This window comes from Bacillus sp. FSL K6-3312 (genome assembly GCF_038007485.1).
Taxonomy (GTDB): domain Bacteria; phylum Bacillota; class Bacilli; order Bacillales; family Bacillaceae; genus Bacillus; species Bacillus pumilus.
In genome coordinates this window covers 888,834-913,967 of the sequence record NZ_JBBOXI010000001.1, presented here as the reverse complement: position 1 = coordinate 913,967, position 25,134 = coordinate 888,834, and the positions used below count along the sequence as shown (strand labels likewise).

The following is a 25,134-nucleotide window of genomic DNA, read 5'->3' as shown; positions in this document are numbered from 1 at the left end:
GTTTTCACTCTTAAAAAATATACATTTTTTCTCATTTTTGTCAAATGAATAGGTGCGAATGTTCCAGAGATTTTATGTTCACCTCTCATTCGCACCGAATTTTTCTTAGTATGAAATCTATTGAAAGTTGTTAATCATACTTATTTATATTTCAGCAACAATTGAATTCAATTAGATACTTGACTACTGAGTCAGGAGGCAGAGTTATGTTTTCTCAATTATTAACCCACCCATTCATGAAGAGTGCGACGAAATTGGTGGAGCTAGAAAATTATGCTGAAGAATTTCAATCTACGCATTCATATAGAATGCGACAAAAAGGTTGGTCAAGGTGTCGCGAAACCTGTTATTTCAATCCACGTACTCATATAGAGTGCGACGAGAATGGATGATATGAAAAGTCATCCGAATTATAATTTCAATCCACGCACTCATATAGAGTGCAACGACATCCAGGGTAACGGTGTGCGAGTAGAGGAAGGATTTCAATCCACGCACTCATGTAGAGTGCGACAAATCGGACTGCCGTCGGTGTGTGGGGCAATGAACTATTTCAATCCACGCACTCATGTAGAGTGCGACTGCGATTTCCGCCCTAATTATAACATTTTTTAGGGAATGATCGTCAAAACCCTTAAGTTTCTATATAGAATTTTGTTTTAACCCTTAAAAAATATACATTTTTTCTCATTTTCGTCGAATAAAACGGTGCGAATGTTCCAGGGATTTTATGTTCACCTCACATTCGCACTTAGTCTTACGAAATGACGTGGTCCATTTTAAGCCTTCCATAACCCGCATTTGTTTTAGCGCCGATTCCTTCGTGTTCTAAAGCGCCTAGTAAGATGGTTTTGGCGAGTTCGAGCCATTCTGCTTCTTCTGGTAGATTCTTTTTTGTTTTCAATAGAAGTTGAAAGCGGCCGTTGACCACCGTTAAGAAATGAATCGGTGTTGGTGAGTCATCGTCTCGAGGGGCTGGAACACTTCCCCCTTTGTTTATCTTATCTAGCTTGACGCTGTTATAGTCTGAATGATGTGGGGTCATGACATCTACTTTGAATGCTTCTCCTACCGTCTCAGGCATTATGAGCGCATCATGAAATTCGATCATGCCAGCACGTTCGTTTGTTCCAAACAATGTGTTGTAATCACTTCCACCTTGTTTTAGTTCTTGGAAGTTTCCACCTAATACAGAGTGGGCATAATGAGAGGCTACCCCTTTTAAAGCGGTTCCTGATAAATAAGGAACGCCGTATATCGGGTGTAATAACAATCCCGTTTCAAGTACACCCTCTCCTCCATGTCCAATGACTAACGGTGATATGGATTTGACTAGGCATGTGGGGTTCGTGTCAGTATAATATCGCTCCACAAATTTTTCATACAACAAGTGATTGTATTTTTCCCACTGTTCTTGATGTAAACTAATCACATTTTCATAAAATGACTGCTTCTTCGAACTGTCGTTTATGATGTTCGACAATGTAGAACCTTCAATCTCCCATTTGCTTTTGTTTAAGGTTAATGACAGATTCATTGGATGTCCTCCACATTCTCCGCCCCTTGTTCCACCTTTAAAATAGATTCCGCATATCTTTTTAACCAAACAGATGCACTTAAAGCTTGTCTTGATTTGATTAAGTAATTTCGATTAGAAGCTGACCAATCTCCTTGTATATCTAGTGTTTCTTTTATATCCTGAACGAATTGTTGATAAGCATTTCCTTTTTTTGATTTTGCTTCAAAAAATGTAATGGTGAGCCTTAATCCATTTGTTAAGATCATTGAGGCGAATCTGTGACAGAGTTGTCCATATTGATTTGAGAAATTCTCCTCATTCGTTTTGGCATTCATCACATGTTGATACGCTTTCTCAGCATAATGATGTTGAATGAGTTTCATGATCCCTCCCCTCCTGTCATACGCCAGGATACTCTTCCTTTACCTACGTTTGTGTTTCCGCCTAATTGAAGATGCATCTGTTTTTCTAGTTGATTTAAAAGTTGATGTCTAACAGATAAATCATTGCTTCCATCGACACGATCACACCACATGAGCCCATAAAATATGGCTTCTGCCGGTACATACTCTTCATACCAGAGAGCTCCTTTACTAACTGTTCGGGTTTCATGATCAATTCTAATACGAGGTGTCACTTCAGAATTCATGGTGACAATGTATTGAAAAACGTCATCACTTACAATCACAAATCGCTCTATCCAAAGAGTTTGTGATGGTTTATCGTCGAATAAAAGTTTGGCCATCTGTTCAGCAAAATCGGTTAGTTTTTGAGATTTTTTCGCAGCCCCTTGAAATTCACCTAGATATAATTCGTCATTCTCTACTAATTTAGAATTCATGGTGACTAGCGTGCTTGATTCTTCGATGAGATCAGGGATATCCAGCGATACGCCTAATGCTTTTGCATCGCGGGCTAATCTTTTCAATATGAGTGGACTTGCCACATATCCAAATGTACCGTATCTACTCGCCACCGGGAATGAAAATAACCGGCCATCTGTCATGACGACTGCTCCTGCGCTTCCATCTTGATCTCCTTGTGTACCAAATACTTTTTGTACGAATGTGTCTTGTCCTTTCGCGCGATAATGTTCACGCTGCACGCCTTTGATACTGCTTCCAGGTATAATCGGCCATTCTGTGACTTTTTCTCGTTGAATGGGCATATCAATCACGCCAACTCCTTCACCCGCTCCAATATGGAGGGGGGATAAACAATGTATCCAAAACCAACGGCTTGCTTCCATCATCTCACTCCTCTTATTCATTCGGCTTCCATGTTCCCCAAAGTGCTAACCCGCAGCCATCTTCACGATCAAACGCTTCTTTGCGCCGGTTACGATCAGATACTGATTGAAGCCACATTTTTTCGGCCAGTTCTGCTGGATCTCCTTCTTCTACTGTAAAGAAGTAAACACTACCTGCGGGGACTAAGCGGCGTATTGCTTTTTCACGCCCATTGCCTTTATTTGCTAAGCTCCATCCAGAGATAGGCTGCCAATGTGGAACAGATGCCCAAACCAATTTGAGTCGTACATTTGTATCAAATAGTGGTTTTGACATGAGCTGTTCATCCAGCCATCCGGGCTGCCATCCTTTACTGAAATAAGCAGGTGTCGCCAATATCATGCGAACATACGTCTTGTTCTTAAGCGATTCTTTAATCATATCTGGACATGTCCAATCTTGTTGGTATACATGTGGCCGGTCTTCTATATGAGCCAGCCTCCGTTCACCACCGATTGGGTGAATGCCTGAGAAAGGCTTTAATTCTTCTGACTCTTCAGTAGATAACTCTATTCCTGCCTCCAGTTTAAAGTCATCTGGGAATAAGAGCGATTCTGTTGAAAATAGATGCTGATCTTTTGTCTTTTTACTGCCAGTTTCCACCTGAATTTGTGTTCGTTCCTGACGCTGTAATGCTGGAATAAATGCCGGTGGTGTTTCCTTTTTGAAAGAATGATTTTCCTCCTGCATGTGTTGATATTCAGACAAGGCTTCCTTCACATGACTTTCATCCACTTCGTCTGTCAGCCAGTTCACCATCCATTTTAGTGATACAAAAGCTGGCGGCGATTTCATTTTTTTACGAGCCCCAGCTCCAATTGGCGGCCATAATGCATCACTAAAACGACCTGTTTTTCCTGTACCAAAAAAGCCCTGGCCTTCCGACATCATTGGCTTTGGTCTCACTTGATACATGCCATACTCATCATCAAATAACTCAAGGTCATGAGGCATTGGCACATATAAATAATCATGCCAACGATATAAAGGACCTCGCACAAGAGATTTTGCATAATAAGAAAGTGGCGTCGTGTGTTTTATTGATTGTCGTTTCTTCGCTAGAGCTGTTCGAAGTGTTCCTGCGACCACACTTGGTGGAACATCGTTTAGTGAACGCGCCCGTATACCTGGTACACTTTGAAATGGACGTGCATCACGAATAAGCAGCGGATCAAGCGGTTGAATGTGAAACCATCTTTCAGGCATGTCCACTTACCTCCTCTAGTTGAAGAGCAATGATCATACATTCAGCGATTGTATGTAATTCTTCTAATGTATTCTTCTTCGGTATATACTTCGCAATCAATTGATCGATCCACTCTTTCGTTTCTTGCTCTGTTTTTGCTTCCGTTTTCTTTTTGAATGCAAGACGTCTAATCTCTAGTGGGATGAGTTCATCTAAAATTCCTGGCTGTTTTTTAAATGGAGACTGTTCGTATGTTTGATACAACTCTCGTAAGCCATATGCAAAGCCAGATGTGAAATAAGACTGTTTTAACCACGTCGTCATCTCTTGGATAGAGGCGACTGGATCTATTTGAAATGAGACTGAGATATTCATTGTGTCTCCTCCGCCTCGCTTTTGGAAATGAATCGCTAATGAATTCCGCTCTTGTTTCGCATATTGTTCAGCCTGACGTGCCATGCTTCTTACTTCTTCAAGAGGCTCAAGCATATGAACGATGGCGATGCCAATTGAAATCGAAGGAGGTATTTCACTATGTTGATGAGCCTTCATCGTTGAAACAAATTCACTTTGCAATTTCCCAGCTGCTTCTAAGCATTTGTGAACCGGTACATAAGCCATGACATCATCTCCGCCGCCATAAATCAATGTACCTTCACATTCGGAAATAATCCCACTTGCCTTTGAAGCAAAAATTGAGAGCGTTTTAGAAAATGCAATATGGCTTTCTACATGCTGTATATTTCGCAGTTGGCTGCCCATCTTATCTCCATCCGCCATGAGAAAGGTATAGTAAGGTGAAGGTGCTGGTGGTTTGATCGGCTGGCCGTGATACTTGCTGTATTCACCTTTGAAATATTTTTCGAGCAGCTGTGTGATATCATTTTTCGCTTCTGTTCGTGTGGTCCCGACAAGTCCACGTTGTTCAAGATAATCTTCTATTCTTCTTTCATAAAAAAGCGATGCCTCACTCAAATCAATAGGGGCTACTGTTAGATTCATATTCTCAAGATATGTTTCTACATCTTTCACATATTGTATGGCTGCTTGCTTCATCTGTTCATTTTGTTCCAACATGTTTTGATAGGGAGCAAAAGCTTTATCGCAGACTGATGGAAATGTCATACTCGGATGTTTATGTAAGGACAATCGTTTGATCACTGAAATCGCATCTAATGATTCATGTTCACCAATTCCCCATTTCGCTAGTTGCGCCACTTGCTGTGGTGTTTTTTGCTTTTGAAAAACAGATTCCCGTCCACCGTCAAGTGATGATTTTGGTTCACCGAATAACGCCCCTGGCTCATTTTGTTTAAAATCTCTTAAAGTCTTCCTTGCCGCCATTAAACCTTCGACTTCTTGAAGAGCCATATGATATGGACTTGCGGACGCATTTGCCGCTTTGTCTTGATTTTGCACCTCAGCCCACACAGCATAAAATTCCAATAAATCATCAACTTGTCGATTCCATGTGCCTATTTGAATATAAGGATCCACAATCTCTCTTACAAAGTCTGCGTATTCCTTCCACTTGTTATATACTGCTTTTTTTACTTGTCTTGCAACGGATGAAGGCTGTTCGTTTGAGATTTCCCCCAATATTTTATTTGGTGCGTTGTTTGGTTCTGCGTCGTTTGGTTCTGCAGAGGATTCGTTGAACACAGGGAAAATAAGCGTTCCACCCAGTTCTTGAAATTTCTCCGCACCTGCTTTACTTAATTCAGATAGAAGAAAAGAGCCAAACCATAAATCACGCGTCCGCCGTGCTTGCGCAATAAATTCTTGAACAGGTCCTATAGAAAATAGCATTAATGTTTGTTTTTGTGATTCTTCTGACAAAATGTTTGCACCTCCTTGCTATGTAAAAAGGCTTGAATCGCCGATGAGTGCGTCCGGCCACTCTCGTCTTGTAATGGGTTGTTTGAGTAGGTGGCTGTTGGGTAGATACTTTGTTCATCTGTCACATTGGGCAAAGGCTTTCCGTACCCTAAAAGCGATAACGCTTCAATCTTTGGTTGCTGCAACACCATCACCATGCCCACCGATTCCTTTTGATTAATAGCTAACGGTTTTAAGATGAGTGGTGAAGCCAAACGATCCTTTCCTTTAGGTAGGAGCGTTACAGGATCTGGATCTTTCCCACTATCTTTAGGAGCAAATCGGAACTGAATAGGCAAACCAAATTGAGCTTTAGGAAATGCTTGATATTCAAATGGTTTATCTTTTGGATAAGGGATGTCATGACCTAATTTAGCCTTACCTGTAAAAAGACGAATAGTATCTGCTTCCGGCCAGCAACTTCTTCCCCTTTTTTTGTCCGGGTTAGATCTTCTTCGAAATGTTTCATATGTCTGAATGACAGACTGCCAGCTTGAGATCATAGATGATGGAAATGCCTGTACTTTGAATTCTCGACTAAGCGTCGGCCATTCTCGACTTGATGCTGGCAATTGAATGTCATATTCTAAAAGCTTTTGCTCAAACCATTTTTCCAATTGGGTTTTTGTCCTCTTGTTGTAAGGTGAAAATTGCTTGCAATATAAACTGCCACACCCACGTCTCGTTCTTGACCCAAGTCCACCGAAGTTGATCCAAGCCCATAATGCTGCTTCAACTTCTTTTTTGATTAACTCAAAATCGGTTGTTTTTTTAGATAACCGGATATTTAAAGAAAATTGCGCCTTCATGAGATATGGTGTTTCATCTTTCATATTTGAAAGAACATACCGTGGAAATGGATGATTTTTCTTTTTAAAAAATACTTTTGAATTTCTTTTCACTTCGTCTTTTTCATAATGCGTTACCACTTGAATCTGGCTCGCTTGTTCTGTATGACCAAATATCTCTGCTTCTTGTTTAGATAAATCATTTGCATTTTTGCAAACAGCTCCTCGAGTTGCACGCCACCAGAAACGAAGATGTCCACGAATGGCACTTTCTCGAATGGGTCTCTCTTGATCAATTGAGTTTGATTGGGGCCCTCCGCCAAACATTGGCGTAACCAAATGAATAGTAAGCGGCTCTTTAAAAAGTCTTTGGTCTTCATGGATTTTCGTGTCAATCGCATGTTTCACATCATGCCAATTGGTTTTGGGTTTACTAGATTCCCTTGTCATGTCGCTCTCCTTTCTTCACTTTGTTATCTGTTTCTGAAACAGCTTGGCATATGCATAGTGAGGGAAAAACATGGGATTGTTGATGAGCATCAGCAATTGATTTAATTGAAAATTTAGTGTCAACAGATCACATCCATCAATACGTAAATCGCTGAGTTTGTTTTCATCTAAAAATTTTTCTTCTTCCTTAGATCGTTTTTCTTGTTTGAAACAATTTAATTCGTTTGACCACCATCTTAGATGTTCATGTTCATTAGGTACTTTTAATTGAAATTCATTGCTTTTTTTCATGAGCATAAAATCAAAAGACGCCGCTAATTCAGCTGCTTTATTTGAAATTGTTTGGTCCTCTTCTCTTTTAAAGTTACTTGCTAAAATGAGTAAAGGACGCGTCCTCTTTTGTGTGTTACTTTCACTTGTAAAGTAACCTGTGGCCATTCTAGCAATTCCTGTTGTTTTTGGTGTTAGCTGTTTTATTTTTTTAGACCATTCTTCTAAACCTTTTTCTTTCAAATTTGAACTTTTACATTCTATAGCAACCGCAACCGCCTCAATCGGTATAAATTTCAACGAATTGTGTTGGAACACATACGGTGTATACTGTTCATCAAATACGGCAATATCGACTTCGTTAGAATGATTTCCTTCTGAGTCAATAATGATGACACCTTGTGCTAATGAATATTTTTTAGGAATGATTTTCCGAAAAAACTCCATCCACATCACTTCTCTAGAATCCCCTGTCAGCCCACCATGATTAGAAGCAAAGTCTACTTCTTCTGATATCATGCTGTTTAATCTTTGATAATTCTCTAAGATCAGCTGCTCAACTTTACCGGTTCGCTCCGTTTCACCCAAATCAATTCCTCCTTCATCATTCATTACGAATGGATAAAATTTGAATCTAAATAACTACTTTTCATTTCGACTTATTTTGAGATTTTTTAAGGTTTATTTAGGAAAAAGAAGAAGAAAAAAACATGACTGCAATGAGTCATGTTTTCACTATACAAATGAACAGTCTATTTTAATGGCTTTTGTATTTGAAAGAGGATGTTGTAAAAAGATAGTCTTTTAGGTGGTCATTACCCGTTTAAGACACAATCATTTAAAATCGCTCACTCAGGTAGAGTGCGACGACAAGGATACCTCTTCTGTACAGCCTATTAATATTTCAATCCACCCACTCATGTAGAGTGCGACGGGAGCCTTAAACGCAAGAATGACATTCCATTCTATTTCAATTCACGCACTCAGGTAGAGTGCGACTGTCAACGGTTGTTGAAGCAACAGGATTAGCAAAATTTCAATTCACGCACTCACATAGAGTGCGACGATGCGATCCGAAGAAAGGTCGGTGTTTTAGCATATTTCAATCCACGCACTCACATAGAGTGCGACCACTTCTTTCAACATCAACCTCATGAACTGATGTTATTTCAATCCACGCACTCACATAGAGTGCGACTGGTGCTACTCTCTATGGCACTACTAAACAGCGAATTTCAATCCACGCACTCACATAGAGTGCGACGAAGAAAGAAAGCAATCGCGAGTACAATAATTTATTTCAATCCACGCACTCACATAGAGTGCGACTTCTATATTGCAAATGAAGGGCTTTCTATCACAATTTCAATCCACGCACTCACATAGAGTGCGACTGCGATTTTCGCCCTAATTGTAACATTTTTTAGGAAATGATAGGCAAAATCCTCAACTTTAAATAAAGAATTTTGTTTTTTTTCATAAAATATACATATTTTCCCATTTTTGTCGAATGAAAAGGTGCGAATGTCCCAGGGATTTTATGTTCACCTCACATTCGCACCAAGTTTTTAATTCATTAATCTTGATTTAATGTTCTTCTAACGTATTCGAGGAGAGCTATTCTAATTAATTTTATTGTCTTCAATTTTCTTTATTAACTAAAATGACTACTCTTCTCCCAATCTCTGAAGAAAAGTAAACTTTAATCAGTATAGTTACTCCACTAATAATTTTCGATCAAACATAAATGCTTTTGTTTTCTCTTATTAAAACCAAGAATAGCTAAGCACTCATGTAGAGCACGACTCCTGGTGAGAAGTTAACCAAAAAACAGACACAAATTTTAATCCACACACTCATGTAGAGTGTGACTCATGTGTTTGTGCGTCTGAACGGATAGAAAGAATTTCAATCCACACACTCATGTAGAGTGTGACGAGCAACATCGGGAAGCTTTTTTTAATTGTAGATATTTCAATCCACACACTCATGTAGAGTGTGACATTTGCTGTCTAAGCCGAGATATGCGTCAAGGCTTATTTCAATCCACACACTCATGTAGAGTGTGACTGCGATTTTCGCCCTAATTGTAACATTTTTTAGGGGATGATAGCCAAAATCCTCAATTTTCTATATAGCATTTTGTTTTCACCTCTAAATAATATACATTTTTGTCGAATAAAAAGGTGCGAATGTCCCGAGGATTTTATGTTCACCTCACATTCGCACCAAATTTTTCTTATTCCTATTTAATTAAATACTATTGCTCTAAAGGTACTTATTCATTATTTCATCAACAGTTTTGAATTCATTTAAAAATATGACTACTAAGCCAGAGTCATGTTTTTCACACCTAAATCAAGCGCAACTGTCAACATTTCTTTCAAGCTACCTCAATCCATACACTCATGTAAAGTGCGACAAATAGAAGCACCTGAGCATGGTCACACACACTCATATAGAGTGCGACAAAAATATCCGGCGCTGAAGTCATTAAACAGGCATTTCAATCCACGCACTCACATAGAGTGCGACGACAAGAGGAGAATCATTTCCTCAAGGAGACTGATTTCAATCCACGCACTCATGTAGAGTGCGACGACTTGCTGTCAAAAGCAAGAACCTATTCGGGGTATTTCAATCCACGCACTCATGTAGAGTGCGACTGCGATTTCTGCCCTAATTATAACATTTTTTAGGGAATGATAGCTAAAACCCTCAATTTTCTATAAGGAATTTTGTTTTCCCCTTCATAAAATATACATTTTTTCTCATTTTTATCGAATAAAAAGGTGCGAATGCCACGGGGATTTTATGTTCACCTCACATTCGCACCGAATATTTCTTAATTCTATTTAAATAAAAACTATTGCTCTTGAAAACATACTTATTTCACTGTTTCATCAACAGCTTTGAATTTATTTAAAAATATGGACTACTGAGCCAGTCCGGGGGTTACTTGGTCTATGATGCTGCCCAATCCATGCACTCTTGTAGAGTACGACGACTATGACAGCCTATATGAAAGTAAAGCGTCAATATTTCAATCCACGCACTCATATAGAGTGCGACCATGGGGTGATCGGTTTGACAAACACACTGACTTAATTTCAATCCACGCACTCTTGTAGAGTACGACAAGGACATTGATTCATATGAGTTTATGGAGCCGGCATTTCAATCCACGCACTCATGTAGAGTGCGACTCTATCAAAATCCTGAACTGTTAAAAACGGAGGGTATTTCAATCCACGCACTCATGTAGAGTGCGACTTTTTGCCTCTGAAAAATCTCCATAATACAAAATATTTCAATCCACGCACTCATGTAGAGTGCGACGGTTGCAACTGGGGTTCACATTGGCTTCGGAAAATTTCAATCCACGCACTCATGTAGAGTGCGACTGCGATTTCCGCCCTAATTGTAACATTTTTTAGGAAATGATAGGTAAAATCCTCAACTTTCAATAAAGAATTTTGTTTTCTCCTTCACGAAATATACATTTTTACCCAGTTTTGTCGAATAAAAAGGTGCGAATGTTCCAGGAATTTTATGTTCACCTGACATTCGCACCATCAGTTCCTCTTACATCTTCGTCGTATATTCCACAATAAACTCCCAAAAGCCAGGTCCCTCTTGGTAAATCAGCCGGTCTACTTTTTCGATGAGTTTGATATAGAGTTCTTGTTCGAGGTCTTCTCTTTCTTGATATGCCGTGTTTTGTAGTTTCTTTTTGATCATGGGTGTGAAGGTTTCAATGAGTTCTTCCATTTCCCCATTGGTCATTTTTTCTTCGTTCACGGACATCTCCCCCTGTTTCTTCTTTTAGTTTGTTGAGCGCTTTTTTGTGAATGTTTGAGATGTTTTGTCTCGTTTCGCCTAGCCGATCGGCTATTTCTTTCATTGTTTGACCTTCAACATAAATATGGGTTAAGACCATTTTTTGTTTGTCTGTGAGCTGCTGGTAGGCCTTGTACAATGTTTGGTCTTGCAGGTGCTCCCCCAAGTCTTGCTGGTTGAAGAGGACGGCTTCATACGTATCTGTTTGAACAGGATCTTTCACTTCTTGCGTATCAGGATGGTCGAGTATGAGTGGAAAACGTTGCTGCTTTTTTTTGACTCGTTTATCAAAGTCGACTGAAAAGATGCGGATCATTGTGGAAATATACTTGATGATGCGGATTTTTTGATAAAACTGCTTGAACTCAGAATCTAGTTTTTTCGCATTTTCTTCGTTTGGCTCTTCCATGACTTGCCTGAGAAGCTGCTGGTTTTTAGGATTGCTTAAAAATTGCTGAATGAGCGGGTGATCAATGATTTCCTTCCATTTTGCTTTCAATAACAGCCGATAATCCATGTGCATCCTCCCCTTTGTTCCCTCTACTTGCATTAAGTGGACAAAAGTTAAAAAAAGTAAACTTTGTGAAACGGGTCTAATGGTTCATTTTCTCCCCCTTTGATTTCCTATTTCTTCTTTCATACCACTTATAGAGAACACGAGCATCTGCTGGGAGGTGAGACAAATGGAGACCTTTTTTTCGGAGGAATGGCTGAAGCAGCTCGGTCAGGCTGGTTTCCCTGCCATTTTGACAGTTTACTTGCTGACACGTTTTGAACGAAAGTTTGATGAATTAAGCAAACTCATCCAACGATTGGTCGCTGTTCAAAAAAATGATGGATCAGATTGACATCTTCTTGATTCGTTTCACCTTATGAAAACGAGGGCGAAATGAAAGGCCTTTTGTCACCTCACACCATACGATGTTGAAAGGGGATTTTATCATGAGTGAAAAGCAAAATGGTGTACCACAGCCGATTCGAGGAGAAAAAGGAGCAACGGTCAAAATTCCACGTAATCTCGAGCGAGACAGACAAAACCCAGATATGCTCACGCCACCAGAAACCGATCATGGAACGGTTCCCAACTTGAAATATTCTTTTTCTGATACGCACAACCGTTTAGAAAAAGGCGGTTACGCCAGAGAAGTCACGGTACGTGAACTGCCAATTTCTAAAAGTCTTGCCTCTGTGAACATGCGGCTAAAGCCTGGTGCGATTCGCGAGCTGCACTGGCATAAGGAAGCGGAATGGGCGTACATGATTTATGGAGAAGCCCGGATTACATCAGTTGATGCAGAGGGACGCAACTTTACAGAGGATGTGACCGAGGGTGATTTGTGGTACTTCCCTTCCGGCTTGCCGCATTCTATTCAAGCACTTGAACCGGGAGCTGAATTCTTGCTTGTGTTTGATGATGGTTCCTTCTCTGAAAATAGTACGTTCCAAGTGACTGATTGGCTTGCCCATACGCCAGAGGAAGTTGTGCTCCAAAACTTTGGAATGACAAAGGAGCAATTTAACAAACTGCCAGAGAAAGAGAAGTATATTTTCCAAAAAGGAATTCCTGGTTCCCTTGAGTGTGACAAAGTGAAAACAGAGCAAGGAGAAGTCCCAAATTCCTTTAAATATGAGCTGTTAAAACAAGAGCCGATTACGTCAAGCGGTGGACAAGTGTGGATTGCGGACTCTACCAATTTCAAAGCGTCTAAAACGATTGCGTCTGCTCTTGTGAAAGTCGATCCAGGCGCCATTCGTGAGCTGCACTGGCATCCAAATACGGATGAATGGCAATATTTCATTTCTGGAAAGGCACGAATGACGGTATTTGCCTCTGATGGACATGCGAGAACCTTCAACTATCAGGCCGGAGACGTTGGATATGTGCCATTTGCGATGGGGCATTATGTAGAAAATACAGGCGACGAACCGCTTTATTTCTTAGAAATCTTTAAGAGTGATCATTATGCAGATATCTCACTCAATCAGTGGCTTGCGGTCACACCGAAACAGCTTGTTCTTGATCATTTAGATCAAGGCGAAGACTTCTTGAAATTGCTTGACACTGAAAAACACCCTGTCATCGCTGCGCCTAAAAAAGAGGATTAATTCCACCTTCCTGCAAAAAGGCTGTCCTTTTTGCAGGTATCTTCATGAAAAGGAGTGTTGTTTACCCATGCAGCAATCTGTTCACGCTTTTTGGCAAGGGTTGAAATGGCTGATGGCGCTATCAGCTATCTGTTACATATTTTTGTTGTTTTGTGTGCTGTTCTTTCATTTGACGGGTGCTTTTTATCAATCGATTTTATCGCTGCTACTGTTTATGGGCATCTATGTTGTACTCGGGATCTCTTTTGAACATCTGGAACACGTGCTCATACGGTTTGTTCGAAAATGCCGGTCCAAAAAACGATCTATCGTTTTCTATGCCATCTTATTTCACCTTTTGTTTATTTGGGGAGCTATCTATTTATCAGACGAATTGGTTGACGGCATTTTACTGTCTACTTCTGAAGAAATTCTCTTTGCGCTTAGTCTTTGCCTATTTCATTTTTTGTTTGATTATACGACGTTTCCATTTGATAAGGAAGCTTCGTGAGGCGCTATCGTCTTTCTGTAGAGAGCGCTTGTTTGACCTGCTCCATATGATGAAGATCATGCTTAATTAAACCATGAAAATAACTTGATAACGTCAGCTCGGTTTGACCGATCAAAAAGGTTGTAGTCCAGCGAGATGCTTCGATTTTCTTCATTTCTTGAAGCAATTCTGTTCTGACAGCAATAAATCGCCCGATCGTCTCGCTTCTCTTTTCGTGTCTTGCCCTTTCGGCTGACTGCCGGTTCATTTCATGCACATCAGGTGCCTTACATAACGCCAGATCTTTCCAAAATTCCTTTAGGCGATCGTGTAAAATAAATTCATCCCACGGAACAAAATGTGCGATGATCTCAGCAATACTCCACTTCCCATCAGCAATGGCGCGGCGCCATTCTTTTTCTGTTAATTCCGTTAGCGATTGTACCCATTCAAGGGTGTGTTCATAGTGTTTTATCACGGTGTCTTTGTCCATGTTTTGTTATCCCCTTCATGTTTTTAAAAGAAGTTGATTAGAAATTGGTTAGTTTCATTCTTGCGAAATCATTTATAACATATTATCATATACTTTAATTACCAAATGAAAAGGGGGAATTGTGATACGCTGTCCTATATGAAAAAGCTTATTTTTTTTGCACTAAAATAAACCGACTGGTCTGTTTATAAAAGAGGAGGGGAAATAATGAAATCTCAAAATGTGATCATTATCGGCAGTGGTGTAGCAGGATTGGCTACTTCTTTATTTTTAAAAAAGGCTGGAATGGAAAGTACGATTTATGAAAGCAGGTCAGATGAAGAATTAGAAGCAGGAGCAGGTTTTTTACTGTCTCCGAATGGGGTAAAGATTTTGGATGAAATCGGGTGTAAAAATGAAGTGATAGCAAATGCAACAGTGATAAAGAAGATCCAGCAAATAAACAGTGAAAATGAAGTAGAAGCGATCTTTCACAATTATAGTGAAAAATATTATGATGCCCCTTTACTGAACGTCATGAGAGACCAAATCATCAAATCACTTTTAAAGGAAGTTCACCGTCAAGGAATCAAAGTGAAATACAACAAAAAGTTAACTTCGGTCAACCAGACATCTCATTCCATTGAGGCTTTTTTTGAAGATGAAACTGTCATAACAGGTGATATTTTAATAGGAGCAGATGGAACTTTTTCGAAAACAAGAGAGGCTGTTGCGTTTAATGCTAAATTAGACTATAGCGGTTTTTGGGGACTTCAAGGAGTATCGTTTGTGAAGGATTTTGTATTGGATGAGGCAACAAGTTATTTTTACAATGACGGAAACTTTCAATTCATTTTTGGAAAAGCGCATCCAACAAATAAAATGAATATTTTATGGCAAGCTTTCTCTCAGTGTCCTGAGAAGTTACCTACAAAACATTTTGAGAAAGCCAATAAAGAAACCATTCGACAGTTATTATATAAACAAATGGAACATTGGAACATTCCTAAACACCTATCTGACATCATCGATCATACAGACATGTTCTTTCCAAGAAGTATCTATGAAATAAAGGATCTTCCTGTGTGGTCAAAAGGACGAGTTGTTCTTATAGGTGATGCTGTACATACAGCAAATCCTTTTGTTGGTCAAGGAGCATCGTATAGTCTAGAAGATGCCATGGTCCTAGCAAAGATGCTAAGAGATCATGATTATCGAGATGCGTTCTATTATTATGAAAAGGATCGAAGAAAGAGGACAGAAGAATTGAATGCGCTATTTCAGCACATGGGTATTCAGAATGATATTGATAAAAAAATGAACGAATACAATATTGAATGGGATGAAGAAACATACGTATGAGATGAAAAATAAAAAACACCACTTAAGATGAAAAGTGGTGTTTCTTGTGTTTTCTCCGTGCATAGAGGATCGCACCAATCAAACTGACGAGTGAAATCAATGCGAGAATTCTGATATAAGGCGGATAGTAGGTTAGCACAATCTCGTTTTTCCCTTTTTCTATTGGAAAACCAATAAAAGTGTAGTTGGCTTTTTCAATATCGGTTTGGTGTCCGTTCACCTTGAGCTCCCAGCCTTTTTCATATGGAACAGGCAGAATCATGTAGTCATCGCCGCGCTTGTTATCATATAAAATCGTAAAACGATTGTTTTGAATCTTCACCTGCTGGCTGCCATCATCCTGTTTTTCTTTTTCATCTGCTTGCTCTAAGATGCGATATGGTTCGTGATACAGCTTTAATTGACTCAGTTCATACGTCCCTTTTGGTACTCGAATGGAGAGGATCTTTTCCGCAGGGACCCGAATCGTCACTTCATTTACACCTGTTTTGTAGATGGATGTATTGCTTTTTCGTGATGTGACATAGTCGTCAACGGATAACTGAAACCCTTCGTTACGGTCGGTCCGCTTCACATAAAAGCTCACATACACATCCCCCACGCGAGCGATGTCATCTGACAGTGTGATATTCAGACCGCCCATTTCTCCGTATACATCAAGCACGCCATGTTCGTATACAGCTTGTTCCGTATGAATATTCGTATCTTTGAGTCGATCTGCTGCGTGCTCGATTTCAGCGTTTCCTTTCTTGTCTAAAATGACGCCTTGCAGCATCGCATGCTCTTTATCAAGTGCTGAGGCATCCTTTAAGGATTGTTCTGAATAAACGGTGCTCGTTGTTCTTGCAAATGGCAGTGACCGAGTATTTTCATATACCTCATAATGCTCACTTTTCAAGATTGGCTTAAAATAAGCTGGTGGTGAGTAAGACATCGCGCTCTTTCTCATATAATACTTTCCGTAGGTCAGGCTGTATAAATTCGCCCTGTCCCCCATTGTTGCATACCGGCTGACACTTTCCCGTCCCATATCGATTTGCAGGTCATTCCAATAGAAATTGAGCAAATGCTGATTCAATATACTTGAATACACACTCATGCCTTGAAAGCCTTCAAATAATGGGGTATTGTTTCGCACGCCATTCATCCAATCAATCCGGGCGAGCGGATCTTTTGAGCGGCTTTGAATTTGCTGGATCAGCTTCATTTGTTCATGGCCAGCATATGCCTCACTATTCAGATACGTATCTGATACGCTCTTAATATTGCTTCTTTCAGATAAGTATCCCTGCTGATACACGCCTGCTGTCAGTAAGCTGATGGCAATAAGCACAGCTGAAAAGAGACGAAGGTGCTGACGTTTTTCCGCATGCATCCATAGGAAGAACAAGCTGATCACAAGCAGTCCTATACCTGTAAACACAACGACATCCATGTTTCCCTTTGCTCGTTCTGAAAGGACGATAGCGAGAAGGAATACAATCCAAGCACCTAAGACCGCACGCTTTTTCCACTTCCACTCGATTTGTGAGAAATGCTTGATCGTGATGGCAACGACCGCTCCAACTGTAAAGGCAAGAATGTATTCAAATCTGTACTGCGGTGCTGAAAAACCATTAAACACGCTCGCTATCTTTGGACTGTAGTGAAAAACAATGAGCAGAACGCTGATCGATGTAAACATGAAAAACCATCTGTTCCGGTAAAGCGGTACGAGAAACAGACAAATCAGAAAAATCACAGGTAATAAATACACCCTGCTCGTAAACAGCAGATGATCATGCAGATCGAACCAAGGAATGGCCTGTTCATACGGCGGTCTTATATTGTTAAGAAAGCCATAAACAGACGGGATAAAAAAGGCGGCACTGATCCCAAAGGATAACAGCGTAGAGATCGCAAGCGTCCAAAACACCTTCCACCCGCGCTCCTCACTTCGTAGCTTGATCATATATCTGAAGACAAGATATATCGCTAAAAAGATAAAGTGAATATAAGCAAAGTAAAAGTTGTTGATGAGCATCAGGCTGCACGCCAAAATAAACCAAGCCGGCTTACCCGTTTTGAATATCCGTTCAACCCCAAGCACAAGCAGCGGAAGCCACATCATGCTGTCGGTGAAAAATTCCCAAAACGTTTGATGCCGGAAATACACAATAGATAGTCCATAAATTGCGGCACCTGTCAGGGCACCCAGTCTATTTTGAACCATTGAGAGAAGCACACGGTAAGCAATGAATAGAATGAGCGTCAGCTTAATCACGCTCAGCCAAATCACAGCATTTGCCCAGAAATGAATGTCCGTTGATTGTATGAGGTGAAGCGCATTCATCAGCCAGACGACAGCGACTGTCACCATAAAGACCGTCGACGTTGTGAAATAATACCCTAATTGCGTGTATGTACCGCCGCCTAGACCGAATTGATAGGAATAAAAGAAATTCCCTTTGACATATTCGTCGTAAAGCAGCTTTTTAAATGGGAGCATTTGCGAGATGCCATCCCCATCTCCTGTCATGTACCGGCCTTGCGTATATTCATATAAGAAAAAGGAGTGGCCTAATAATGCGAGAATGAGGCACATTCCAATGATTATCCATCTACGTTTCATCATCTAAATCCTTTCCACAAAAGATCCATTGTTCTTTGAAACAAAACAACCCAGCAAGCGATTCGTGCTTGCCGGTTATTTGACTCCACGTTATTTAAATAACTGTGTTAACACTCGGTCTTGTTCCTTTGAGCTTGTCTCTTGCTGCATGACATTTGATTCTTGGATCAAATAATGCGGCCTCTTTTTCGTTTCATAATAAATACGGCCAATATATTCTCCAATCACACCTAGACTCAAAAGCTGGACACCTCCGAGGAAAAGCACAGCCGATATTAAAGTGAAGTAACCAGGTACCATCACGCCCGTTCTGACGATTTGAATAAAGGTGGCAACGATGTAAATCAAAGAGAGGAATAAGATCAGTATGCCAGTATAAAAACAAATACGCAGCGGGCGGTTGTTAAAAGAAATGACGCCATCTATGCCATAGTTAAACAACTTCTTTAATGACCATTTTGTATCACCATGCTGTCTTTCTACATTTTCATAATAGATGACCTTTTCTTCAAACCCAATCCAGCAAAAAAGCCCTTTTGAAAAACGATTTCCTTCTTTTAGCTGAAGCAATGCATCAATTGCTTGGCGCGAAATCAAACGGAAATCTCCGACGCCATCACGCAAGTCCACTTCGACTACCTTGTTCATCACTTTATAGTACATGGATGATAAGTAAGAGCGAAGCTTGCTGTCTCCTTTACGGTTCCGTTTGGCAATGACTTGATGGTAGCCTTCTTCATATCCTCTGACGAAGTCCTGAATCAAATACGTTGGGTGCTGCAGGTCGGCGTCCATGATGATCGCAGCTACTCCCTTCGCATATTCAAGTCCTGCAAGTATAGCGGCTTCCTTCCCAAAGTTACGTGAGAAGGAAATGTATTTGACCTTTGCACTTTTGCGAGAGAGCTCTCTCATGTATTGAAGTGTATTATCTTTGCTTCCATCATTCACAAAAATGATTTCAAAGTCATAATGAAAATCGCGAAACTCTTCCTCGAGTGCCTCAAAGATTCGTCTGATGTTTTCACCTTCATTGTAAGAAGGAATTATAACAGAGAGCAATTCTCGTTCCATATCGCACCTTCTCTTCACTTTTTTCACATAGTCTGATATGTTCATTATTCCTTTTTTGTCAGGAAACGAAACCCTTTTTTATTATCCATAAATTACATGTCTCTTTAATCGTTCTATTATATCAGAGTTTTATTTCCAGTGATTTTCAGTAAGATGAATTTAATGTAATTTTAAGTTTAACCATTGTAAAAAGCCTGTAATTTCGATCACAGACTGGGTATTGTATCATAAAATTGTTTACTTATTTATATATTTTCCTATTACTTGAAAAAGATGAGCGGAGCGCCTCTTTTAGTGAAGCAGCCCTTTGTTCTGCCCTTGCAGATGCTCGTTTGCCTTCGATTGCTTATTTTGAAATAAATGCAGCTGCGCACCGTAGCTCTCAATCCACTCTTGGACAATCCGTTCAGTTGTTTCCTGTCCTTTATACTTGTAGCCAGCCTTTGCATAGGTTGTTTCAAAATCACTCCAAAGCAGCTCTACCCATGTACGTGCTTCGTCGTATGTCAGCATATTGTTTTTTTCCATGAGTTGTTCTGTTAGTCGCTCAAAGTATTGTTCCATGTCGGTTCCTCCTTCATCTAGCAGAAAGTGCCTTTTTAAAAAAACCTCTTTTTTCATATACTACCCTTACGTCTTCAAAAGACGCAAATGATTTGTATTGTTTGGAGGGAATCGATATGCGTAATAAAGCAAAAGGTTTTCCAAATCAAGTGAATCACAAATTTGAAGGCGAGCCAGGCGCCACAGATGCTTATGCGTCTAAAAGGCCGAATGGTGAGACGAATACACGTCCGCAGGAACGTATGAGGGCATCAGGGAAACGCTAATTTTTCCAAAGGGAGTGCTTGAGATATGAGTTCAAATGGGAAATCGTATATGGAAGACTTTGTTCAATTAAGGACAACCGCTTACCCTCAACCATGGGCGAATGCAAAGCATTCTGCCTCTCAGGTCAACGGAGAAACGCAGCAAACGCAGCACGACATCGTACTTCAGAACAACGTCCGTAAACAACGTTCGAAGTAAAGAAAAGGACTGATCTCTAGGATCAGTCCTTTGTCTTCTTTTCAGCGCAGCCCTAGGAAGGACGAGTACTGGCGCGGAGCAAATTTGACATTCGTGAGCACCAGCACGCAGGACTAGCGCCGAATGCGAGGGTTTGCCTACACGCTGGATCAGTCCTTTTGCGTAAGCATTGAAATTGGCAGTGCATCTTCCTTATTTGGAGCTGATACTCTGTGTCCCCACGCAAATACACCATTTAAATATTCCACGTAAAACTGCTCGTCTGTATCTTTGATTTGATAAGTCGTTTTCGTTTGAATCAAGGCTGGATCTAATAAGTAGGCTTTGGCCATATCGATTTTCCGTTCTAAGACGGCATATTCATTCACAATGCCAAGCTGCTCAGCCTTTCGTGCTTTTTCAGAAAGAGAGGCAATCTCCTGGTTCAATTCGTATTCCGTCATCTCACTATAACGTTTGTCCATCTGTCATTCCCCTTTGTCTAAAACGTGATCAATTGTGTCGAGATCAAAACCTTTTCTGAATAAAAATTGCTTCACCTTCATCTTTTTTTCAAATGACCCGTCATATCCTACCTTGCGTTTTGCCTTCTCCAGCATATAGAGGAGGGCTTCTTCTTCCTTTTCCTCTTCTTGTCCATCATAGGCTTCTTGAATGGCTTTATCAATGATCCCAAACGAAAATCCCTTTCGCTGTAGCTGTAGCTTGATGCGCTGCTCGATCTCTTTTGCGGAACGATTTTTTTCTTTTCTCACAAGCTTCTGAACCTGCTTCACAGCTTCCTCCAGCTGTAAGTCATCAGGATATTGCGATAGTGCTTGTTCAATGTTGTCATCATCTATTCCTTTGAGCTTTAGCTCTTTTTTCAGGACAGACGGCCCTTTGCTGTTCGTTTTACGGTGGGTGTTTACATAGGCTTCCGCAAATTCAAGGTCATTTACATACTTGTATTGCTTTAATTTGTGTATAATTTCACTAATAGCAGGTGCCGGGATTTCTTTTTTCGTCAAATAATCGGTTACTTCTTTCACCGATCTCATTCGGTATGATAAATAATCGACGGCCTGTTGAAATCCTTTTTTCACAGCATCACCGAATTGAATGTTGATGATATCTGCTTCGTCCAGCTCTTTCCCTTTTTTCAAATCGTGCTGGACGAGCACATCTAGATCAACGCTAAAGGCGTACTTTTCATCAAGAAAGATGTTCACCCGCTCTGTATTGTTTTTCTGAGCGGAGATTTTTGTAATATAGGGCATCCTGTGATCACTCCTTTTTTAAAACAGTCAGGATGTTTCTTCTGATTCAAAATCGTGAAAGATATAGGTATGTATATGAGAGGAGAGATGTCAATTGAATATCGCCATCACCGGAGGAACCGGTTTTATCGGCCAGCACGTCTCTAAAGTGCTCGCTGCTGAAGGACATCATCTATATATTTTAACAAGAAATCCAAAGGAATCCGAACAAAATCATTTACACTATGTGCAGTGGCTGACAGAAGGTGCTGCGCCTGAGCATGAATTGCCTGCGATTGATGTCTGGATTAACCTTGCTGGAAAATCCATTTTCACCCGCTGGACAGACAAGGCAAAAGAAGGCATCCTCTCTAGCCGTATTCAATCCACACAAGAAGTGAGACGCATTATAGAAGCGCAGGAATCGAAACCATCTGTGCTCATTCAAGCAAGTGCTGTCGGAATTTATGGCACGTCTCTAACAGGAGATTTTACAGAGGAATCACCTCCTGCGGATACTGATTTCTTAAGTCATACATCAAAGCGTTGGGAAGCTGAGGGGCAAAAAATTGATGCACTCGGCATTCGTACGGTCTACACACGCTTTGGCGTCGTATTAGGAGAAAAAGGGACACTGCCACTGATGACACTGCCATATAAACTATTTGCCGGCGGAACGATTGGCTCCGGCTCGCAATGGGTTTCATGGGTTCATGTCGAAGACGTGGCACATCTCATGGCTTATGCAATACACAATGACGACATCTCAGGTCCACTCAATGTCACATCACCGAATCCTGTTCAAATGAAGCAGCTCGGACAAACGATTGCGTCTGTCCTTCACCGCCCCCACTGGCTAAAGGTCCCGTCCTTTGTCATTCAAACGGCACTTGGCGAAATGTCATTACTTGTTTTAGAAGGACAGCGTGCGCTGCCGAAAAAGGCTTTGCTTTCTTCTTATGACTTTTTGCATCCTGAATTAAAAGAAGCGATTTTACATTCAGAGGAATAATTTTTGTCAAAAACACCCATCCTATTAGAAATGAGATGAGGGGGCGATTTTGATGAAGAAAAAAGAACACCAGCCAACTTCAAAGCTGAAGAAAACTCAGGAAGTCCTGTATCAGCAGGAATTCAAAAAAGCGGAAAGAGCAGCAGAAAAAAGAAACAAGTAAGATGGATATTCCACTCCAACAAGCACATAACTAAAGTGATCTTGTAAAGGAGGGAAAGGCTTTGAAAAAAGACCAACACCAAAAAACCAACCACGAGCTTGCAGCACAAGAACCGGATGGCGAATATGTTGAATTTTCCAAAGAACTTGCAGATCCGAATGACGTAAAAGCAATGGCACGTATGAAAGCAGCCGACCAGCGCGCCAAAAAACAATAAGTAAAAAAGCAGACCTTATTCAGCGGTCTGCTTTTCTTTTATTTGATTTCAGTAAGAAGACTTGATGCTTTCTGACGTGATTTTTCCTCAGGCACCTCTTCTGGATAACCAATATGAAGGATGGCAGCAAACCGTTCGTTTTCCTTTAGGCCCATGTCCTGTTGAAAGCCTTTGTCGTATAAGATGCGGCCGCTCTTCCAGACCATACCGATTCCTTGATCCCAAGCAAGCAGCTGGAAGTTTTGAATGAGCGCGCTCACAGCGGCAAAATCATCATTTCTCACGACTGGATTCTCGTCTTCCTTTAACACTACAAGTAAAAGGGCTGGGACTTTTGAAAAGTAATCTCTATATTGATTGATCTTTTCTTCCTTTGCATCTGGATTGTTGCGCTTGAAGAACGCAATGAAGCGATCAATAAATGTCGCTTTCGCTTCATCCGTCACCGCATATAGAAAGCGCCAAGGCTCCGTCATTTTATGATTCGGTGCATAGACCGCATCCTCTAATAACGGCTGAAGCTGCTCAATGGCCACCGGCGTTTCTTTAAACTTTCGAATGGATCGTCTATATCTGACAGCGTCTCGTACCGTTAACGCTTCTGTTTGTTGTTTGATTTCTGGCATATGTGTCATCCTTTCAATCAATCTTAATTGAAATTGATTCTCATTCACATTATAAACATCATTTCGAGCAGTTGCAAATGGTGTTTCCCATCCCGTCTGCTAAAAAGTTGTTTGAGTTTTTCAAGTAATGTTACAATCATATTACGTTTTAAACAAATTTTGATAAAAAAGCCAATATGATGAAATGATTTCAGGTATATTCCCATTTTGTCTGATTCGGTTATTTTGTCAAAAGGCTTTCAACCCATGATTGGAAGGGAGGCTTCTGGATGGAATGAAAATCAATATCGGGCAAATCATTAAGCTCTACCGTTATAAACAAAATATGACCCAATCTGAATTGGCAGAAGGAATTTGTTCTGTCTCTCATTTAAGTAAAATAGAAAATGGCTCAAAGGAGGCCAATCAAGATACGATCAATCTACTGCTTGAACGACTTGGCATCAGTCAAGAAACGCTGTCACAAAAGGCGCGTCATCTGCTGTCACTCTTGGATGAGTTTCAAATGAATATGTATTTCTATGCACTCGATCAAGCTGAACAAAATGCAGAAATGATCATTCAGCACGAGGAACAGTTCTTTTCGCTAGATTTAGGCATTCAGTATCATTTGTCCTTATTTCAATTTTATTTATTATCGGACAAGCAGCCGCTTGCCTTAAAAACACACCGCGTGCTTAAAAAGTTTGAAAAAACCTTTATTGAAACGGAAAAAGAAATATTTGAATATCTAGATGGCATTCATCTCATTAAAAATGGTCAGCTTGAAGAAGGCATAAAGAAACTTGAGAGTTGCTTTTCTTACGCGTCTGTTGAACAAAGTGACCTCTATTATCACTATGCAAAAGCACTTGGAAACATGGGACTTCTTGGCGATGCGCTTGAAGCAACCCATCAAGCCATGGATTTATATAGACAAAAGAACAATTTCAAGCGGATCATTCACTGCACACTCATTCATGGCGTGATCTCACTGGAACTAAAAGCCTTTCAAACAGCGAAGAAATATTTAAAAGAAGTAATTTTGCACACGTCCCTTTATCCTGATGCCTATATTAAAATGACCGCTTATTTTTATTACGGTGTGCTCTTAAAACGTGAAGGCGATTTCTCTTCAGCTGTGCCTTATTTACTAGATTCACTCAATTACTTTAATCAAGAACAGATAGAAGACCGTTACTGTGAAACACTGTATGAAATTGCAACATTATATGCTGAATATGACCGCAAAAAGGCACTTCCCTACATACATGAGCTGTTAAAACAGCCTCGTATTCAGCCAAACTGTTTATATATGATCAAAATCTACAAATTGATGATTGAGGAAAACCCTCTTGATTTGAAAACCTATTTGATCGAAGCAGCCCTTCCTTACTTTAAACAAAATGAGCTGCACAGTGAGTACTTGTTTGCTCTTAGAACCTTGCTTTCCTATGCGGCTTCTGAGCTTGACGAACATGCGTTTATGTCCTACACGAGAACGCTGCTTCATCATCTTGCATCATATGTCCCCTATTACAAAAAAGCATGACCTT

The 25,134-nt window shown here is 40.3% G+C and carries 26 protein-coding genes and 1 CRISPR repeat array; of the genes, 10 read left to right on the top strand and 16 right to left on the bottom strand.

Annotated elements, in window-relative coordinates:
- Window positions 1-757: 757 nt before the first annotated feature.
- The 9 genes from cmr6 to MHI11_RS04310 form a co-directional block, all read right to left on the bottom strand.
- The gene (cmr6, locus tag MHI11_RS04350) at window positions 758-1,537 is read right to left on the bottom strand and encodes a type III-B CRISPR module RAMP protein Cmr6 (protein ID WP_231129496.1); all 780 of its coding nucleotides are present in this window, start codon (window positions 1,535-1,537) and stop codon (window positions 758-760) included.
- Window positions 1,534-1,902: a type III-B CRISPR module-associated protein Cmr5 gene (cmr5, locus tag MHI11_RS04345; protein ID WP_041106375.1), complete on the bottom strand. Its 369-nt coding sequence runs from the start codon at window positions 1,900-1,902 to the stop codon at window positions 1,534-1,536. Before cmr5 ends, cmr6 begins: the two co-directional genes overlap by 4 nt.
- The gene (cmr4, locus tag MHI11_RS04340) at window positions 1,899-2,768 is read right to left on the bottom strand and encodes a type III-B CRISPR module RAMP protein Cmr4 (RefSeq protein ID WP_340909566.1); all 870 of its coding nucleotides are present in this window, start codon (window positions 2,766-2,768) and stop codon (window positions 1,899-1,901) included. Before cmr4 ends, cmr5 begins: the two co-directional genes overlap by 4 nt.
- A gap of 13 nt (window positions 2,769-2,781) precedes the next feature.
- Window positions 2,782-4,014, bottom strand: coding sequence for a type III-B CRISPR module-associated protein Cmr3 (gene cmr3 / locus MHI11_RS04335; protein WP_340909563.1), 1,233 nt, complete (start codon window positions 4,012-4,014; stop codon window positions 2,782-2,784).
- A complete protein-coding gene (gene cas10 / locus MHI11_RS04330) occupies window positions 4,007-5,833 on the bottom strand; it encodes a type III-B CRISPR-associated protein Cas10/Cmr2 (protein WP_340960522.1) in 1,827 nt (608 codons plus the stop codon). Before cas10 ends, cmr3 begins: the two co-directional genes overlap by 8 nt.
- A complete protein-coding gene (cmr1, locus tag MHI11_RS04325) occupies window positions 5,803-7,110 on the bottom strand; it encodes a type III-B CRISPR module RAMP protein Cmr1 (RefSeq protein ID WP_340960521.1) in 1,308 nt (435 codons plus the stop codon). Before cmr1 ends, cas10 begins: the two co-directional genes overlap by 31 nt.
- Before the next feature lie 15 nt (window positions 7,111-7,125).
- Complete coding sequence (locus MHI11_RS04320) at window positions 7,126-7,968, bottom strand: DUF6602 domain-containing protein (RefSeq protein WP_340960520.1); 843 nt, start codon at window positions 7,966-7,968, stop codon at window positions 7,126-7,128.
- A 2,451-nt stretch (window positions 7,969-10,419) separates the two neighbouring features.
- Window positions 10,420-10,784: a CRISPR direct-repeat array (repeat unit 32 nt; unit sequence ATTTCAATCCACGCACTCATGTAGAGTGCGAC).
- Between the two features lie 181 nt (window positions 10,785-10,965).
- Window positions 10,966-11,187 carry a sigma-O factor regulator RsoA gene (rsoA, locus tag MHI11_RS04315; protein ID WP_044139683.1) on the bottom strand — a complete coding sequence of 74 codons (222 nt, stop codon included), beginning with the start codon at window positions 11,185-11,187 and terminating at the stop codon, window positions 10,966-10,968.
- Entirely contained in the window at window positions 11,135-11,737 is a 603-nt protein-coding gene (locus MHI11_RS04310; RefSeq protein ID WP_044139684.1) for a sigma-70 family RNA polymerase sigma factor, read from the bottom strand. The genes rsoA and MHI11_RS04310 overlap by 53 nt, the downstream gene beginning before the upstream one ends.
- Before the next feature lie 166 nt (window positions 11,738-11,903).
- Between MHI11_RS04310 and MHI11_RS04305 the strand changes: the two genes are divergently transcribed.
- The 3 genes from MHI11_RS04305 (at window position 11,904) to MHI11_RS04295 (ending at window position 13,816) form a co-directional block, all read left to right on the top strand.
- Window positions 11,904-12,068 (top strand): YvrJ family protein, encoded by a 165-nt coding sequence (locus MHI11_RS04305; protein WP_080772946.1) that lies wholly within the window; start codon window positions 11,904-11,906, stop codon window positions 12,066-12,068.
- A 94-nt stretch (window positions 12,069-12,162) separates the two neighbouring features.
- A complete protein-coding gene (locus tag MHI11_RS04300) occupies window positions 12,163-13,326 on the top strand; it encodes an oxalate decarboxylase family bicupin (RefSeq protein WP_340960518.1) in 1,164 nt (387 codons plus the stop codon).
- 67 nt (window positions 13,327-13,393) lie between these two features.
- Window positions 13,394-13,816, top strand: a complete 423-nt coding sequence (locus MHI11_RS04295) for a regulatory YrvL family protein (protein WP_340960517.1) — start codon at window positions 13,394-13,396, stop codon at window positions 13,814-13,816.
- Between the two features lie 4 nt (window positions 13,817-13,820).
- Here the strand turns inward: MHI11_RS04295 and MHI11_RS04290 are convergent, their stop codons facing one another.
- Window positions 13,821-14,288, bottom strand: a complete 468-nt coding sequence (locus tag MHI11_RS04290) for a DinB family protein (RefSeq protein WP_044139687.1) — start codon at window positions 14,286-14,288, stop codon at window positions 13,821-13,823.
- Between the two features lie 207 nt (window positions 14,289-14,495).
- Between MHI11_RS04290 and MHI11_RS04285 the strand changes: the two genes are divergently transcribed.
- Window positions 14,496-15,629 carry an FAD-dependent oxidoreductase gene (locus MHI11_RS04285; RefSeq protein ID WP_044139688.1) on the top strand — a complete coding sequence of 378 codons (1,134 nt, stop codon included), beginning with the start codon at window positions 14,496-14,498 and terminating at the stop codon, window positions 15,627-15,629.
- A gap of 22 nt (window positions 15,630-15,651) precedes the next feature.
- Here MHI11_RS04285 and MHI11_RS04280 read toward each other — a convergent pair whose 3' ends face one another.
- From MHI11_RS04280 to MHI11_RS04270, 3 genes are all read right to left on the bottom strand, one after another.
- On the bottom strand, window positions 15,652-18,243 hold the full coding sequence (locus MHI11_RS04280) for a YfhO family protein (protein WP_340960515.1): 2,592 nt from the start codon (window positions 18,241-18,243) through the stop codon (window positions 15,652-15,654).
- A gap of 87 nt (window positions 18,244-18,330) precedes the next feature.
- Window positions 18,331-19,314, bottom strand: a complete 984-nt coding sequence (locus MHI11_RS04275; RefSeq protein ID WP_003217835.1) for a glycosyltransferase family 2 protein — start codon at window positions 19,312-19,314, stop codon at window positions 18,331-18,333.
- A gap of 291 nt (window positions 19,315-19,605) precedes the next feature.
- Window positions 19,606-19,878, bottom strand: a complete 273-nt coding sequence (locus MHI11_RS04270; protein ID WP_044139690.1) for a YfhJ family protein — start codon at window positions 19,876-19,878, stop codon at window positions 19,606-19,608.
- Between the two features lie 116 nt (window positions 19,879-19,994).
- Between MHI11_RS04270 and MHI11_RS04265 the strand changes: the two genes are divergently transcribed.
- Window positions 19,995-20,144 carry a small, acid-soluble spore protein K gene (locus MHI11_RS04265; RefSeq protein ID WP_003217849.1) on the top strand — a complete coding sequence of 50 codons (150 nt, stop codon included), beginning with the start codon at window positions 19,995-19,997 and terminating at the stop codon, window positions 20,142-20,144.
- 25 nt (window positions 20,145-20,169) lie between these two features.
- The gene (locus MHI11_RS04260) at window positions 20,170-20,343 is read left to right on the top strand and encodes a YpzG family protein (RefSeq protein ID WP_003217811.1); all 174 of its coding nucleotides are present in this window, start codon (window positions 20,170-20,172) and stop codon (window positions 20,341-20,343) included.
- Window positions 20,344-20,492: 149 nt separating this feature from the next.
- Here MHI11_RS04260 and MHI11_RS04255 read toward each other — a convergent pair whose 3' ends face one another.
- Window positions 20,493-20,807, bottom strand: a complete 315-nt coding sequence (locus MHI11_RS04255) for a YfhH family protein (protein ID WP_065097455.1) — start codon at window positions 20,805-20,807, stop codon at window positions 20,493-20,495.
- A 3-nt stretch (window positions 20,808-20,810) separates the two neighbouring features.
- Window positions 20,811-21,602: a recombination regulator RecX gene (gene recX, locus MHI11_RS04250; RefSeq protein WP_340960514.1), complete on the bottom strand. Its 792-nt coding sequence runs from the start codon at window positions 21,600-21,602 to the stop codon at window positions 20,811-20,813.
- A gap of 94 nt (window positions 21,603-21,696) precedes the next feature.
- Here recX and MHI11_RS04245 point away from each other — a divergent pair, with 94 nt between their 5' ends.
- The 3 genes from MHI11_RS04245 to MHI11_RS04235 all read left to right on the top strand — a co-directional run bounded on the left by MHI11_RS04245 (window position 21,697) and on the right by MHI11_RS04235 (window position 22,973).
- Window positions 21,697-22,593 carry a TIGR01777 family oxidoreductase gene (locus tag MHI11_RS04245; protein ID WP_065097457.1) on the top strand — a complete coding sequence of 299 codons (897 nt, stop codon included), beginning with the start codon at window positions 21,697-21,699 and terminating at the stop codon, window positions 22,591-22,593.
- 52 nt (window positions 22,594-22,645) lie between these two features.
- On the top strand, window positions 22,646-22,756 hold the full coding sequence (locus tag MHI11_RS04240; protein ID WP_017358836.1) for a YfhE family protein: 111 nt from the start codon (window positions 22,646-22,648) through the stop codon (window positions 22,754-22,756).
- A gap of 61 nt (window positions 22,757-22,817) precedes the next feature.
- Entirely contained in the window at window positions 22,818-22,973 is a 156-nt protein-coding gene (locus MHI11_RS04235) for a YfhD family protein (RefSeq protein ID WP_065097458.1), read from the top strand.
- A gap of 38 nt (window positions 22,974-23,011) precedes the next feature.
- On the opposite strand, the gene MHI11_RS04230 is transcribed toward MHI11_RS04235, so the two are convergent.
- A complete protein-coding gene (locus MHI11_RS04230; RefSeq protein ID WP_065097459.1) occupies window positions 23,012-23,599 on the bottom strand; it encodes a nitroreductase family protein in 588 nt (195 codons plus the stop codon).
- A gap of 274 nt (window positions 23,600-23,873) precedes the next feature.
- Here MHI11_RS04230 and MHI11_RS04225 point away from each other — a divergent pair, with 274 nt between their 5' ends.
- Window positions 23,874-25,130, top strand: a complete 1,257-nt coding sequence (locus MHI11_RS04225; protein ID WP_065097460.1) for a transcriptional regulator — start codon at window positions 23,874-23,876, stop codon at window positions 25,128-25,130.
- Window positions 25,131-25,134 lie beyond the last annotated feature (4 nt).